General features: G+C 68.7%; 11 protein-coding genes. 8 read left to right on the top strand and 3 right to left on the bottom strand.

Going from position 1 to position 14,287, the window contains the following annotated elements; genetic code table 11:
• Nucleotides 1–35 precede the first annotated feature (35 nt).
• From OP497_RS10880 to OP497_RS10870, 3 genes are read right to left on the bottom strand one after another with little or no spacing between them, the layout of a single operon-like run.
• Entirely contained in the window at nucleotides 36–629 is a 594-nt protein-coding gene (locus OP497_RS10880) for an ABC-type transport auxiliary lipoprotein family protein (RefSeq protein WP_280548256.1), read from the bottom strand.
• Entirely contained in the window at nucleotides 626–2,314 is a 1,689-nt protein-coding gene (gene pqiB, locus OP497_RS10875; protein WP_280548254.1) for an intermembrane transport protein PqiB, read from the bottom strand. The genes OP497_RS10880 and pqiB overlap by 4 nt, the downstream gene beginning before the upstream one ends.
• On the bottom strand, nucleotides 2,311–3,660 hold the full coding sequence (locus tag OP497_RS10870) for a paraquat-inducible protein A (RefSeq protein WP_280548252.1): 1,350 nt from the start codon (nucleotides 3,658–3,660) through the stop codon (nucleotides 2,311–2,313). The genes pqiB and OP497_RS10870 overlap by 4 nt, the downstream gene beginning before the upstream one ends.
• A gap of 109 nt (nucleotides 3,661–3,769) precedes the next feature.
• Here OP497_RS10870 and OP497_RS10865 point away from each other — a divergent pair, with 109 nt between their 5' ends.
• The 8 genes from OP497_RS10865 (at nucleotide 3,770) to OP497_RS10830 (ending at nucleotide 14,085) form a co-directional block, all read left to right on the top strand.
• The gene (locus OP497_RS10865) at nucleotides 3,770–4,756 is read left to right on the top strand and encodes a calcium/sodium antiporter (protein ID WP_280548251.1); all 987 of its coding nucleotides are present in this window, start codon (nucleotides 3,770–3,772) and stop codon (nucleotides 4,754–4,756) included.
• 283 nt (nucleotides 4,757–5,039) lie between these two features.
• Complete coding sequence (locus OP497_RS10860; RefSeq protein ID WP_280548250.1) at nucleotides 5,040–6,449, top strand: cytochrome ubiquinol oxidase subunit I; 1,410 nt, start codon at nucleotides 5,040–5,042, stop codon at nucleotides 6,447–6,449.
• A gap of 3 nt (nucleotides 6,450–6,452) precedes the next feature.
• Nucleotides 6,453–7,454: a cytochrome d ubiquinol oxidase subunit II gene (gene cydB, locus OP497_RS10855; RefSeq protein ID WP_280548249.1), complete on the top strand. Its 1,002-nt coding sequence runs from the start codon at nucleotides 6,453–6,455 to the stop codon at nucleotides 7,452–7,454.
• 4 nt (nucleotides 7,455–7,458) lie between these two features.
• Complete coding sequence (gene cydD, locus OP497_RS10850; RefSeq protein ID WP_280548350.1) at nucleotides 7,459–9,159, top strand: thiol reductant ABC exporter subunit CydD; 1,701 nt, start codon at nucleotides 7,459–7,461, stop codon at nucleotides 9,157–9,159.
• Nucleotides 9,146–10,879 carry a thiol reductant ABC exporter subunit CydC gene (gene cydC / locus OP497_RS10845; RefSeq protein WP_280548248.1) on the top strand — a complete coding sequence of 578 codons (1,734 nt, stop codon included), beginning with the start codon at nucleotides 9,146–9,148 and terminating at the stop codon, nucleotides 10,877–10,879. The genes cydD and cydC overlap by 14 nt, the downstream gene beginning before the upstream one ends.
• Before the next feature lie 30 nt (nucleotides 10,880–10,909).
• Nucleotides 10,910–11,905, top strand: a complete 996-nt coding sequence (locus tag OP497_RS10840; RefSeq protein ID WP_280548247.1) for an adenosine deaminase — start codon at nucleotides 10,910–10,912, stop codon at nucleotides 11,903–11,905.
• Nucleotides 11,906–12,065: 160 nt separating this feature from the next.
• Nucleotides 12,066–13,754, top strand: a complete 1,689-nt coding sequence (locus OP497_RS10835; RefSeq protein ID WP_280548246.1) for a diguanylate cyclase — start codon at nucleotides 12,066–12,068, stop codon at nucleotides 13,752–13,754.
• Nucleotides 13,755–13,875: 121 nt separating this feature from the next.
• Nucleotides 13,876–14,085 carry an AbrB/MazE/SpoVT family DNA-binding domain-containing protein gene (locus tag OP497_RS10830; protein WP_280548245.1) on the top strand — a complete coding sequence of 70 codons (210 nt, stop codon included), beginning with the start codon at nucleotides 13,876–13,878 and terminating at the stop codon, nucleotides 14,083–14,085.
• Nucleotides 14,086–14,287 lie beyond the last annotated feature (202 nt).

The raw sequence follows: 14,287 nt of genomic DNA, 5'->3' as shown, positions 1-14,287 counted from the left end.
TCGCCGCGTCACGATATTATGCCATAGTGCGTGACTCAGCGCAGCCGTTTGATTTCCGCGGCGATCTCGTCGGTCACCCGGTCCCAGCCGCGGCCCAGGGCACGCACCAGGGCGGGGTAGCCGTCCTGGGCCAGCTCGATCTCCACCGCGAAGGGGGCCATCGCCAGCAGTTCGCCCGCGCCGTCACGCAGTTGCCACTGGCCCCCGGCCACGGCCCGGCCGTCGAAGCGGCCATGGAAGCGGTCCACCTCCAGGCGCAGGACGGCGGTGGCGTTTCTTCGGCTGTCGGTATCGTCGCGCATGACCTGGGTATCCGGCAGGCGAGTGGCCAGCCGAGCACGCAGACCGCGCTCGAGCTGCAGGCCGAGGGGCTCCGCCCACTGGTGGTGATTGGCCTCGTTGAGGGTGATGTCATCGAGCTGCAGCACCAGGCCGTCGACCTCCAGGAAGCGGGCCAGCCGGGGCTGGCCGACGACCAGCCGATGCGTGGCCTCTGCCCCGGCGATGCGTGCCGGGTCACCGCCGGCATTCGCGGGCAGGGTGTACTGGCTCGGCGCCGGCCCGCTGGCGGCGCAGCCGGCCAGCCACAGCGACAGGCCGGCGGCGATCAAGGCCTTGATGGGCGTCATGGAGCGCTTCCTCGGGGTTGGCGTTGCGGTGCCCTGGGCAGCGGGTCTTCGCCATCCAGGCGGTCGAAGAACAGGGCGCTGGGATTGTCGCGCAGCGTTCTCGCCGTGGGCTGCAGGTCGCGCAGCAGTCGCTCGAGCTGCTGCAGCGTCGAGGTGAAATCGCCGTAGGCGGCGGAATCTGGCGAGACCCCCTCGAGGGTGGTGCGTAGCTCCTCCAGGGTGCGGTTGAGGTTGCCGGGGAGCGCCCGGGTACCGGGATCGTCGACCAGGGTGCGCATGCTGGCGGTGAGCTCGCGGACCTCGACGAGCATGGCCTCGGAGGTCGCCAGGTTGCGGTCGAGCCCCTCCAGCAGCGGTTCGAGCTGCAGGCCATTGAGCTTGTCGAGCAGTGCGGTCACCTGTGCCTCGATCTGGGCGAAGCCGCTCGAAGTGGTGGGGAAGACGCTGCGCTCGGCGAAGGTCTCCGCGACGTAATCGTCGGCCTGGTCGCGCTGGAAGTTGAGGTCGACGAACAGCGCGCCGGTGATGAGGCTGCCGCTCTTCAGCGAGGCCTTGAGCCCCAGCCCGAAGAGGCGCTCGAAGCGCGTGCGCCACTCCTCGAGGTCGAGCTCCTGGGAGTCGATGCCCAGGCGCTGGGGCTCGATGCGGATCAGCACCGGGATGGCGAAGTTCGAGCGGGAATCCGGCTGGGGAGCGGTGAAGTTCCAGGGCACCGCCGCCACCGTGCCGATGCGCACACCGCGGAACTCCACCGGGGCGCCCCGAGACAGGCCGCGCACCGTGTCCTCTACCAGCAGCACATATTCCAGGTAGCGATTGAAGGTCCCCTGACGGGCGCTTTCCTCGTCGGGGTAGAGGCTGAAGGTGGCGTCGGGCTCCACGGCCATGCCGCGGGGCAGGTCCTCCGGCACACCGAAGGTGACGCCGCCGCCGAGCAGGGTCTCCAGGGAATCGATATTGACCCGGAAGCCCTCGGAGTCCAGGCGCAGGTCGAAGCCGCTGGCCGACCAGAAGCGGGTGCTGTCGGAGACCAGGTCGTGGTAGGGGCTCTCGATGAAGATGCGGTGGTGCATGCGCCGGGTCGCGGCATCGAAGCTGGCTTCCTCGACCCGGCCGACGATAAGGCCCTGGTAGGTGACCGGGTCGCCGACGTTCAGCGAGTTGCCCAGCTGGCTGACCAGGTTGATGCGCAGCCCCTCGGCCCCGGCCGGGGAGACCGGCGGCTGGTCGCTGACCTCGAACTCCCGGTTGTCGATCTCGCTCTGGCCCGGTTCGAGCTGGATGTAGGCGCCGGAGAGCACCGTGCCCAGGCCGCTGATGCCCTCGCGGCCGATGCGGGGCTTGACCACCCAGAAGCGGCTGTCCTCGACCAGCATGGCATCGGTGTCGGGGCTCATGCGGGCGGTGATTACCGCCCGGGAGAGGTCATCCGAGAGGTGGACCCGCTCGACCCGTCCAACCTCGACGTTGCGGGTCTTGATCAGGGTGCTGCCCGCCTCGATGCCCTCGGCGCTGTCCATCATCAGGGTGATCTGCGGGCCGCGACTGCGGTAGTTGTCGTAGACCAGCCAGGCGCCGATCAGGATCGCCACGAGGGGCACGATCCAGATCGGCGAGAGCCGGGCCTGGGGCGTGGCATGGGCGCGGTGGCTGTCCCGGTCGGGCGTCTCGGGGGGCTCGGTCATCGCGGGCTTCCTTGTGCGGGGCGGGACTCACGCGGCAGGGACGGGTCCCAGAGCAGTCTCGGGTCGAAGGTCATGGCGGCGAGCATGGTGCTGACCACCACGGCAGCGAAGGCCAGGGCGGCGGGGCCCGGGGTGATCGACATCAGGGCACCGGCGCGGATCAGCGCCACCAGGATCGCCACCACGAAGACATCGACCATCGACCAGCGGCCGATGAACTCGGTGAGGCGGTAGAGGCGGGTGCGGGTCGCGGCGTTGAGCTCATCGCTGCGCTTGACCACCAGACACAGCCAGGCCAGTGCCACCAGCTTGCCTACCGGCACGATCACGCTGGCCACGAAGATCACCACTGCCACCGGCCAGGAGCCCATCTGGATCAGCTCCACGACCCCGCCGATGATGGTGGAGGGGCTGGCATGGCCCAGGCTGGTGGTGGTCATGATCGGGTAGAGGTTGGCCGGCAGGTACATCACCGTGGCGGCGGCCAGCAGCGCCCAGGTGCGCTGCAGGCTGTGGGGCAGGCGCGCGTGCAGGTTCTCGCCACAGCGTCGGCAGCGACCGTGGCCGTGGTCATCCAGCCGGTTGACCAGCCCACAGGTGGCGCAGCCGGCCAGGCCCTGGACGGCGGCGGGCTCGCCGGTCCGGGTGCCCTCCGGGGCGAGGGGTTCGCCGGCCAGCGAGAACCACATCCAGTCGGCGTCCAGCGACTGGGTGGTGGCCAGCAGCAGCAGGGCGAAGACACAGAAGGCCCAGAAGGCGATGCCCAGCTCGATCTCGGCCATGCCGGCGATCTTGATCAGGCTCACCAGGGCGCCGACGATGAAGACGTCGGCCATCATCCAGGGGTGCAGGTGGGAAAGCGAGCGGGCGATGCTGCGGCTGGCCGGCAGCGGTGCCTGGCGCAGCAGGCCGAGCTGCAGCCAGACCACCCCGGCGAGGTAGACGGCGGGCAGCACGGCGATGGTCAGCAGCACCGCGATGGCCACCAGCGGCTGGTCGAGACCGATCAGGGTGGTGGCGGTCTGGGAGAGCTCGATGCGGTTGCCGATGCCGCCGATGCTGAAGCTGACGAAGGGAAAGGAGGCCGCCAGCGCCAGCGCCACCAGGGCGGCCAGCGCCAGCGCCATGCTGCGCTGGGCCGGGCGGTAATGGCGGCTGGCCAGGGTATGGCCGCAGCGCGGGCAGTCGGCCTTCTCGCCGGCGTGCAGTGGCGGCAGCGCCACCAGCCAGTCGCACTCGTGACAGGCCCGCAGCCGTCGCCGTGAGGTGCGCGTCTCCGGTGGCGAGCGATCCACCAGGGGGGCTCCCCGGGGCAGGGTGGGGGTGCGAAAGGCGAGCCTGGGCACCGCGATGGGGTCTCCTCGTGCCGTCAGATGTCGGAAATCCAGTGTGGCACGTTGACGCAAGCGACACCATATACAAACATGCGGGCCTGAATGTTCCCGAGGAGACGACATGTTAGTTCCCGCCGTGGCGGTTTTGGCAGGCCTGGTCCTGCTGGTATGGAGCGCCGAGCGCTTCGTCGATGGGGCGGCGGCGACCTCCGCCCGGCTGGGCCTGTCCCCGCTGCTGATCGGCATGCTGGTGATCGGCTTCGGCACCTCCGCCCCTGAGCTGGTGGTCTCCGCCCTGGCGGCCAGTCAGGGCAACCCCGGCCTGGCGCTGGGCAACGCCTACGGCTCCAACATCGCCAACATGGGCCTGATCCTGGGCCTGGTGGCGCTGATCTCGCCGCTGGCGGTGCACTCCGGGGTGGTGCGTCGCGAACTGCCGGTACTGGGTGGTGTTACGCTGCTTTCCGCCCTGCTGCTGTGGGGCGGGGTGATCGGCCGCCTCGAGGCCATCCTGCTGCTGGGGCTGCTGGCGGCCTTCATCGGTGTCTCCATTTATCTCGGGCTGCGCGACGGCAGCGATGCCCTGTCCAGCGACACCGAGGAGAGCCTGGCGGTGCACCCCATGTCGCTGAAGGCCGGGCTCGTCTGGACGGGCATCGGCCTGGTGCTGCTGGTGGTCAGCTCGCGCATCCTGGTATGGGGCGCGGTGGCCATCGCCCAGGGGTTCGGCGTCAGCGATCTGGTGATCGGCCTGACCGTGGTGGCGGTGGGTACCTCGCTGCCGGAGCTGGCCTCCTCGATCAGTGCCCTGCGCCGCCGCGAGCACGACCTGGTGCTGGGCAACGTGGTGGGCTCCAACCTCTTCAATACCCTGGGCGTGGTGGGCCTGGCCGGGGTGATCGCGCCCATCGAGGCCGGTCGCGAGGTGCTGCTGCGCGACTGGAGCCTGATGATGGCCATGACGGTGATGATGGCGGTCTTCGCCATGGGCTGGCGTGGTCGCCAGGGCCGCATCAACCGGGCTGAGGGCGCCGCCCTGCTGGCGATGTTCCTCGGCTATACCGCCTACATGGTCAGCATGGTCATCCGGGGCGGCGCAGCGGGCTGAGCCCGCTGCGACACTGCGACACGGCACCGCTGGTGGTCAGGTCCGCCCGCCGGGCGCAGGATAGTGGGCTTGCCGAGTGATAAGGTCATGACGTCTGGTGTCATGACACGCCTTGAGGGCGTTGCCATCAGACTGGTCTAGGCTGGGCATGGGTAAGGAGGAATGCGGCAAGGCGCCATGAGCATGGCGGCCTCACGTACAAGGGCACCAACGAGTGCCGTGCGCATCCCTTGATGACTCTGTCTTTGTGGAGCCCCGTCTCCGCCGCAATCAGGAGTGCGTGATGGAACTGGATCCCCTGCTGCTGTCGCGACTGCAATTCGCCTTCGTGGTCGCCTTCCACGCCATCTTCCCGGTGTTCACCATCGGTCTGGCGTCCTATATCGCCCTGCTCAACGGCCTCTTCTTCAAGACCGACAACCCGGCATGGGACCGTCTGGCGCTGTTCTGGACCAAGGTCTTTGCCGTGGTGTTTGGCATGGGGGTGGTGTCGGGCATTGTCATGTCCTTCCAGTTCGGCACCAACTGGAGCAACTTCTCCCTGGCGGCATCCAACTTCCTCGGCCCGGTGCTCAGCTACGAGGTGGTCACGGCCTTCTTCCTCGAGGCCGCCTTCCTCGGGGTGCTGCTCTTCGGGCGAGGCAAGGTGCCCCAGGGCGTGCATCTCTTCGCCGCCATCATGGTCGCCACCGGGACCTTCATTTCCTCGTTCTGGATCCTCTCGGCCAACAGCTGGATGCAGACCCCGGCCGGCATCGAGCTGATCGACGGCCGCTTCCATGTGACCTCCTGGAGCGAGGCGATCTTCAATCCCTCCTTCCCCTATCGCTTCTGGCACATGGTGCTGGCCTCCTTCCTGACTGGCGGCTTCGTGGTGGCCGGGGTCAGCGCCTGGTACCTGCTCATCCGGCGCGACGTGGAGGCCAATCGCAAGGCCCTCTCCATGTGCCTGTGGCTGCTGCTGGTGCTGACGCCGGCCCAGGCGGTGCTGGGCGACTTTCATGGCCTCAACACCCTGGAGCACCAGCCGACCAAGGTCGCCGCCATGGAGGGTAACTGGGAGCGCAGTTCCCATGTGCCGCTGCTGCTCTTCGCCTGGCCCGACCAGGACGCCCAGCAGAACCGCTTCGAGGTCGGCATCCCGAGCCTCGCCAGCCTGATCCTGACCCACCATGCCGACGGCGAGGTGCCCGGGGTCAGCCAGGTGCCGCCCGAGGAGCAGCCGCGGGTATGGCTGGTGTTCTGGTCCTTCCGGGTGATGGTGGGCATTGGCCTGGTCATGATCGCCGTCTCCCTGGCAGGGCTCTGGCTGCGTCGCGGTGGACGGGTCTTCGAGCATCGCGGCTTCCTGCAGCTGCTGCGGGTGATGACGGTGACGCCCTTCATCGCGGTACTCGCGGGCTGGTTCGTCACCGAGACCGGCCGGGCGCCCTGGCTGGTCTACGGCATGATGACCCATGCCGAGGGGCTGACGCCGTCGCTCACCGGCGGCATGGCGCTGTTCACCCTGGTCGGCTATATCGCCGTCTACGCGGTGGTGTTCTGGGCCGGCCTCTACTACCTGACCCGGGTGGTGCGCCAGGGCATGCTGCCCGAAGCGCCTCATGACCATGAGGTGGAACGGCCCAAGCGTCCCCTGTCGGCCGCCCATGCGACCTTCGATGACGCCTCTCGCCAACCGGGAAGGAGCTGAATCATGGAAGCATTCGACCTGACACTGATCTGGGCCCTGATCATCGGTTTCGGGGTGATCATGTACGTGCTGATGGACGGCTTCGACCTGGGCGTGGGGATCCTCTTTCCCTTCGCCCCGGACGAGGCGTCGCGTGACCTGATGATGAACTCGGTGGCGCCGGTCTGGGACGGCAACGAGACCTGGCTGGTGCTCGGCGGGGCCGGTCTGCTGGGGGCCTTCCCGCTGGTCTATTCGGTGTTCCTGCCGGCGCTCTACATCGGGGTCTTCCTGATGCTGGCCGGCCTGATCTTCCGCGGCATCGCCTTCGAGTTCCGCTTCAAGTCGCACCGCAACCGTCACTGGTGGAACCGTGCCTTCTGCTGGGGATCCGCCGTGGCGTCCTTCGCCCAGGGCGTGGTGGTGGGCGCCTATATCCAGGGCTTCGCCGTGGAGGACTTCGTCTATGTGGGGGGGCCGCTGGATTGGCTGACGCCCTTCAGCGTGCTCACCGGCCTGGGGCTGATGGCAGGCTATGCCCTGCTCGGCGCCACCTGGCTGATCATGAAGACCGAGGGGGCGGTCCAGGCCTGGGCCTACCGGCTCACGCCGCGCCTGCTGCTGGCGGTGCTGGGGGTGTTCGCGATCATCAGCGTCTGGACCCCGTTCGTCGATGTCGGGGTTCGCGAGCGATGGTTCGGCCACTTGAATCTGATCTGGGTCTTCCCGGTGCTGGCGCTGGCCTGTGCGGCGCTGCTGTGGCGTGCCATCAGCCAGCGTCGCGAGGGACAGCCCTTCATCGCCACCCTGGGCCTGTTCCTCTTCACCTATCTGGGGCTGGTGATGAGCAAGTGGCCGGTGATCGTGCCGCCCGACTACACGATCTGGGATGCCGCCTCGGATCCGGGCTCGCAGCTCTTCCTGCTGATCGGGGTGCTCTTCGTGATCCCCATCGTGCTGGCCTATACCGCCTGGAGCTACTGGGTGTTCCGCGGCAAGGTGCGACCCGGTGAGGGGTATCACTGAGCCGATGGACGCGCCCGACGCGGCGACAGGCGAGCTGACCGCGCGCCGCTACCTGAGAGACCTGGCCGCCGGCGAACGCCGGCGGCTACGTCTCGCCGTGCTGGCAGGCACCTCGGCCGGCCTTGTGACCATCGCCCAGCTGGTGCTGCTGGCCCGGTTCATCGGTCGCCTGCTCGTCGACGGGGCGTCGCTGGCTGAGCTCGCGCCGCTGCTGGCGGGAATGCTGGCCATGCTGGCGCTGCGTGCCCTGGCGCTCTATCTGCAAGAGACGCTGGCGCAAGCGGCGAGCCTGCGGATTCGCCGGCGCGTCCGGCGCACGCTGCTCGATCACCTGGCGCGACTGGGGCCTGTAAAGCTGACGTCGCGGCACAGCGCGTCGCTTGCCAGCCAGCTGGTGGAGCAGGTGGAGGCCCTGGACGGCTACTTCGCCCGGTTCCAGCCGCAGCTGCGCCTGGCGGTGCTGGTGCCGCTGCCGGTCGTGCTGGCGGTGCTGTGGCTGGACTGGTTGGCGGCCATCTTTCTGCTGATCTCGGCGCCGTTGATCCCGCTGTTCATGGCCCTGGTGGGGATGGGAGCACAACGGCTCAACCAGGAGCAGTTCGCCGCCGTGGCGCGACTCTCGGGCCACTTCATCGACCGCGTGCGGGGGATCACCACGCTGCAGCTGTTCGGTCACACGGCCCAGGCCACCCGCGAGGTGCATGCCGCCGCCGATGACTACCGGCAGCGCAGCATGCGCACCCTGCGCCTGGCGTTTCTCTCCTCGGCGGTGCTGGAGTTCTTTGCCTCGGTGGCGATCGCCGTGGTGGCGATCTACGTGGGCTTCGGCCTGCTGGGCTACATCGAATATGGCCCCGCGGACGAGTTGACCCTGTTCAGCGGCCTGCTGGTGCTGCTGCTGGCACCGGAATTCTTCCAGCCGCTGCGCAGCCTCTCCCAGCACTACCATGACCGGGCGGCGGCGCTGGGGGCCGCCGAGGGGCTGGTGGCCCTGCTCAACGAGGCCCCCGATGCCGGGCGCCTGTCGGGCGGGGCCGTCCCGGCGCCCTCGCGGGATGTGCTGGTCGAGCTCGAAGCCGCCAGCGTCGAGCATGTGGGGCGGGGGCGTGTGCTGGGGCCCGTCGACCTGACACTGGCCGCGGGAGACGTGGTGGCCGTCACCGGTCCGTCGGGCGTCGGCAAGTCCACCCTGCTGCAGCTGCTGGCCGGTTTCATCGCGCCCGCCAGCGGCAGCATTCGCGTGGCCGAGGGCCTGAGTCTGGCCTGGATGGACCAGCGCCCGCTGCTGATCCAGGGCAGCCTGGCGGACAACCTGCGGCTGGCGGCGCCCGACGCCAACGAGGCCGAGATGTGCCGGGCACTGGCCCGGGCCGGCCTCGGCGAGCTGCTGGCGGCACTGCCCCACGGGCTCGAGACACGCCTCGGAGAGCGCGGGGTCGGCCTCTCCGGGGGTCAGGCACAGCGGCTGGCCCTGGCCAGGGTCTTCCTCTCCCGGGCCCCACTGGTGCTGCTCGACGAGCCCACGGCCAGCCTGGACGCCGAGACAGAAGGCTACCTCATCGAGGCGCTACAGGCGTTGGCCGATGAGGGGCGGGCACTGGTCATCGCGACCCATCATCCCGCCCTGATGGCGCTGGCGAAGCGCCGCCTGTCGCTCGAGGCCCAGGCAACGGTACAGGAGGCGAGCCACGATGCCCTCGCCTGACGCCTCGCTCTGGCGCACCCTGCGCCCCTGGCTTGCCCTGCTCGGACAGCGTCGCGGCCGGCTGTTCCTGGGCGCCCTGCTGATGGCGCTGACCCTGGTCTCGGCCATCGGATTGCTGGCCCTCTCGGGGTGGTTCATCACGTCGACGGCGCTGACCGGCCTGCTGCTGGCGGCGGGCATCGCCGCGACCCTGGAGGTGTATGTCCCCGGGGGCGGGATTCGCTTCTTCGCCGTGACCCGCACGGTGTCGCGCTACGTGGAGCGCCTGTACAACCACGATACCGTGCTGCGACTGCTCGCCGACCTGCGCTCACGGCTGTTCGCCGTGCTCTCCGGCCTCGACGCCCACGCCCTGTCGCGTCGACGCGCCAGCGACTGGCTCAACCGCCTGACGGTGGATATCGACACCCTGGACAGCCTCTACCTGCGCCTGTTGGCGCCGGCGCTGGTGGCGCTGCTGGCGATCCTCGGCCTGGCCGCGTTCCTGGCCCTCTGGTCGCCGCGGGTCGGCGTGGCGATTGGCGCGTTGCTGCTGCTGGGCTGGCTCTGGCTGACGGCGGGCCAGGCCCGTCTGGGCATGGCCGCCAGCCATCGCCAGGTTGGCGATCTCGAACGGCTCAGGGGACGACTCATCGAGCAGGTCCAGGGCCTGGCGGAGCTGGAAGCGTATGGCAGCCTGGCGGATCACCGCGCTCGGCTGGCCGCCATCGAGACGCGGCTCTACCGGGATCAGCGTCGCCTGGGACGGCGGGTGGCGCTCGGCAATGCACTGGCGTCGCTGATCGTGGGCCTGGCAGTGCTCCTGGCCCTGTGGCTCGCGGCCGAGGCCTGGAGCGCCGGGCTGCTGTCCGGGCCGCTGACCGTGATGATGCCGCTGGCGGTGCTGGCCATCAGCGAAGCGCTGGCCCCGCTGCCGGCCGCCTTCACCTGGCTGGGGGCCACGCGGGGCGCCGCCGAGCGCCTCAATGCGCTGGAAGTGCAGCAGCCGTGCCTGGCCACGGCGGACTCGCCTGCACGGCTGCCGGTGGGGGCCCTGTCGGTGACCCTTACGGATATCACCTTGACCCATGCGGACGCCCTGGTGCCGGCCCTGGCCGAGGTCGGCCTTGGCCTGAGACCCGGCGAGCGGCTGGCCTTGTGCGGGGCATCCGGGGCGGGCAAGTCCAGCGTGGCCGGGCTGCTGACGCGACAGCTCAGGCCCGAAGCGGGCGAGGTGCGGCTGGGTGGCGTGGCGCTTGAGGCCTGGCCCGAATCGGCGTTGACCTCCCGAGTGGCCCTGCTGACCCAGCAGACGGACCTGTTCGACGATACCCTGGCCGCCAACCTGCGCCTGGGCGACCTCGAGGCGGGCGAGTCACGGCTGTGGCGGGTGCTGGCGATGGTGGAACTCGCCGATTGGGCCGGGGCGTTGCCCCGGGGGCTCGATACCCGGGTGGGAGAGGGCGGCCGGCGGCTCTCCGGCGGCCAGGCCCGGCGCCTCGCTCTCGCTCGGCTGCTGCTGCGCGAACCGGACCTGGTGGTGCTGGACGAACCCTTCGCCGGGCTCGATGTCGAGACCGCGGCACGGCTCGCGGCCCGCCTCGATGCGTGGTTGGCGGGGCGCACCGTCATCTACCTGGTGCACCAGCTCGGCGACGCCATCGACCCGCCCGGCATCGACCGCTGCCTGACCCTGCGGGGTGGACGACTTTGCACGCATGGTCAGGATGTTTCAGGATGAGACCGACGACTCTCCTGGACGAGGTGTGCCATGCGTGATTTCCTCAGGCGCCTGCCCAAGGCCGAACTCCATCTGCACATCGAGGGCTCGCTGGAGCCCGAGCTGATGTTTTCCCTGGCCGAGCGCAACGGCGTCAGCCTGCCCTACGCCTGCGTGGAGGAGGTCCGGGCGGCCTATGACTTCTCCGACCTGCAGTCTTTCCTCGACCTCTACTACCAGGGCATGAGCGTGCTGTGCACCGCCGAGGACTTCCATGACCTGGCCATGGACTACTTCCGCCGCGCCAGTGCCGAGGGGGTGGTGCACGTCGAGATGCACTTCGATCCCCAGGCGCACCGGGTCCGCGGCGTCGAGCTGCCGGTGGTGATGGAGGGGCTCTCACAGGCGCGACGCCACGCACAGCGCGAGCTGGGCATGTCCTCGGCACTGATCATGGCGTTCCTGCGCGACCGGCCGGCCGAAGAGGCGATGGCGCTGATGGAGAGCGCGGCCCCCTACTGGGAGATGCTCGATGCCGTGGGGCTGGACAGCGCCGAGCGTGGCAACCCCCCGGCCAAGTTCGTCGAGGTGTTCGAGCGGGCACGGCAGCTCGGCATCTCCCGGGTCGCCCACGCCGGTGAGGAGGGGCCGCCCGACTACATCCTCGAGGCTCTGGACCTGCTGGATGTCTGTCGCATCGACCATGGCGTGCGCTGCCTGGAGGACCCGGAACTGGTGGCCCGACTGCGGGACGAGGGCGTGGTGCTCACCGTCTGTCCGCTCTCCAATGTGCGCCTGCGGGTCGTCGAGCGCATGACCGACCATCCCCTGCCGCAGCTGCTCGACGCCGGCCTGCGCCTGACCCTCAATTCCGACGATCCGGCCTATTTCGGCGGCGGCATGCTGGCCAACTTCGAGGCCTGTGCCGAGGCCTTCGGCTGGTCGAAGGAGATCTTCATCCAGCTGGCCGGCACCGCCATCGAAGCCGCCTTCATCGACGAGACGCGCCGCCTCGACCTGCATCGCCAGCTGGCGGCGTGCCTCTAGCGTCCCGCCAGCGAGTGGCCCCGGGCCGGGCCGAGCGGCACGCGATGCCCCATGGGCGCGCGGGCGCCCCAGCGTTGACGGGCTGTCGTGCAACGGCCTGTAATATCGTGTAAAAGGAAGGTTCTCATCCTGCCATCGGGCCGATCGGGGAGAGCCGTTCTTGAGCCTTAAGACCCGTTTCCTGCTGCTGGCCGCCTGCCTCGTGCTCGTGGCATCGGCGGCCGCCTGGACCGTCTTCCAGCGCATCACCGAGGGCATCATCGAGCAGTGGGGCGAGCGCGTCGCGGCCATCCAGGTGCAGTATGACAGCGGTCGCCTGCTGCAGCCCCTGGAGCGGGAGATTGCCCTGGCGCGCCAGATGGCCGACTCCATCGTGCTGCAGCGCTGGGCGCGAGACCCCGACGATCCGGCGCTCGAGGCCCAGGCCTTCGCGGAGATGGAAAGCTTCCGTCGCAACTTCCGCGACAACAGCTATTTCGTCGCGCTGAGAGGCAGCGGCGGCTATTACCACAACAATGCTGCCGGCGATTACACCAGCGAACGCCTACGCTACCGGCTGCGGCAGAGTCGACCGGCAGACGCCTGGTTCTATCGCCTGATCGAGGAGGGGCGGGACTTCCACCTCAACGTCAATCCTGACGTGGAGCTCGGCGTCACCAAGCTGTGGATCGATGTCCTGATGCGGGACGCCGATGGCGAGATCCTGGGGGTAGTGGGCACCGGCATGGAGCTCGAGGGCTTCCTGCAGGAGGTCGTGGATATCCAGCAGCCTGGCATCACCACCCTGTTCGTCGACTACAACGGCGCCATCCAGCTCTACCGCGACCGTCGCCTCATCGACTACGCCAGTTTCGTCAAGCCGGAGGGGCAGAAGCGTACCCTGGACCTGCTGGTGGACCTGCCCCGCGACGCCGAGGCGCTCTCCGGCATGATGCGCGAGCTGCGCGAGGCCCCGGACCAGTCGCCGAACGTGCGCACCGAGTTCGTCACCGTGGAGGGCAAGCGCCACCTGGCCGGCGTGGCCTTTCTCCCGGCCCTCGGCTGGTTCGAGGTGACGTTGCTCGACCTTGGTGCCCTGATGCCGCTGGACGGTTTCACGCCTGTGGCGGTGGTGTTCGTGCTCACCCTGCTGGTCACGCTGCTGGTCTTCCACCTGGCGCTGCGCCGACAGCTGCTGGTGCCCATCGCGGCCCTGGAAGCCGCCATGCAGCGGGTCAAGGAAGGCGACATGTCGCCCTCCGATCTGCCCCGGGGGCGGGGCGAGATGGGCCGGCTGATGCGCCATTTCCATTCCATGGCCGAGGCCATCCAGCGCCATACCCGGGATCTCGAGGAGCGGGTCCGCGAGCGCACCGAGGAACTCGAGGCGGTGGCCATCCGTGATGTGCTGACGGGCCTCATGAACCGTCGCGGCATGCAGCGGTGGCTGGAGGAGCAGATCCTGCGGGCGTCCCGGGAGGGGAGCCACTTCGGGCTGATCTGGCTGGATCTCGACTGCTTCAAGGAGCTCAACGATGGCCTCGGTCATGCGGCAGGGGATCAGGCCCTGGTCCGCGTCGCCGAGACGCTGCAAGACGGGCTGCGTCCCTACGACCGGGCCTCGCGCTGGGGAGGCGACGAGTTCCTGGTGCTGCTTTCGCCCTGCGACGAGCCGACCCTGACCCGCGTCGCCGAGCGCCTGCGCGGTGCGGTCGCCTCGATCGAGGTGGCCGGGGGAGCCGTCACCATCAGCGTGGGGGCCTGCCTGGCCGTACCCGGAGAAGACCTCGACAGCCTGTTGAAGCGGGCCGACGAGGCGCTCTATCAGGCCAAGGCCGAGGGGCGCAACCGGGCCCGGGTGGCCGTCTAGGCCCTTAGCGGACGAAAACGAGAGAACCCCGCCATCGCCGCTGAGGGCATCCTGCGACGTTGACTGATGCCATCGGTCGACCCATGATGGTTAAAGTTTGATCGATCAGGGAGGCGTAAAAATGGCCACGGCAACTCTCTCCAGCAAGTACCAGCTCGCCATCCCCAAGGAGGTGAGAGAAAAGCTCGGTCTCGGAGCCGGCCAGACCTTCACGGTGTTGGCCAAGGGGCGGGTGATTGAACTGGTGCCGACCCAGAACATCCTGGCGTTGCGTGGCACCATGAAGGAGGCGGATCCTGCCGATTACCGTGATCACTCGGATCGAGTCTGATGACGGCACTTGTCGATACCTGCGGCTGGATAGAGTGGTTGACGGATGGTGAGCTGGCGGATGACTTCTCCCCATGGCTGATCCATCCCTAAGGAGCCTGTCGGGTTTGACCGATCGTAGCGAGAGAGACGGATTTCGAGACAAGTTTATCGATCTGATGAGGCGAATAGCCCGCTATTTAACGAATCAGATCGAATGAAGT

It is taken from the genome of Halomonas sp. 11-S5, assembly GCF_029889825.1.
Classification (GTDB): Bacteria; Pseudomonadota; Gammaproteobacteria; order Pseudomonadales; family Halomonadaceae; genus Halomonas.
This window is presented reverse-complemented; position numbering and strand designations above follow the sequence as displayed.

Coding starts and splice junctions, on each gene's coding strand:
- OP497_RS10840 (WP_280548247.1), top strand. CDS start 10,910: ATGCGTGATTTCCTCAGGCGCCTGCCCAAGGCCGAACTCCATCTGCAC.
- OP497_RS10860 (WP_280548250.1), top strand. CDS start 5,040: ATGGAACTGGATCCCCTGCTGCTGTCGCGACTGCAATTCGCCTTCGTG.
- OP497_RS10865 (WP_280548251.1), top strand. CDS start 3,770: ATGTTAGTTCCCGCCGTGGCGGTTTTGGCAGGCCTGGTCCTGCTGGTA.
- OP497_RS10830 (WP_280548245.1), top strand. CDS start 13,876: ATGGCCACGGCAACTCTCTCCAGCAAGTACCAGCTCGCCATCCCCAAG.
- cydC (WP_280548248.1), top strand. CDS start 9,146: ATGCCCTCGCCTGACGCCTCGCTCTGGCGCACCCTGCGCCCCTGGCTT.
- cydD (WP_280548350.1), top strand. CDS start 7,459: ATGGACGCGCCCGACGCGGCGACAGGCGAGCTGACCGCGCGCCGCTAC.
- pqiB (WP_280548254.1), bottom strand. CDS start 2,314: ATGACCGAGCCCCCCGAGACGCCCGACCGGGACAGCCACCGCGCCCAT.
- OP497_RS10880 (WP_280548256.1), bottom strand. CDS start 629: ATGACGCCCATCAAGGCCTTGATCGCCGCCGGCCTGTCGCTGTGGCTG.
- cydB (WP_280548249.1), top strand. CDS start 6,453: ATGGAAGCATTCGACCTGACACTGATCTGGGCCCTGATCATCGGTTTC.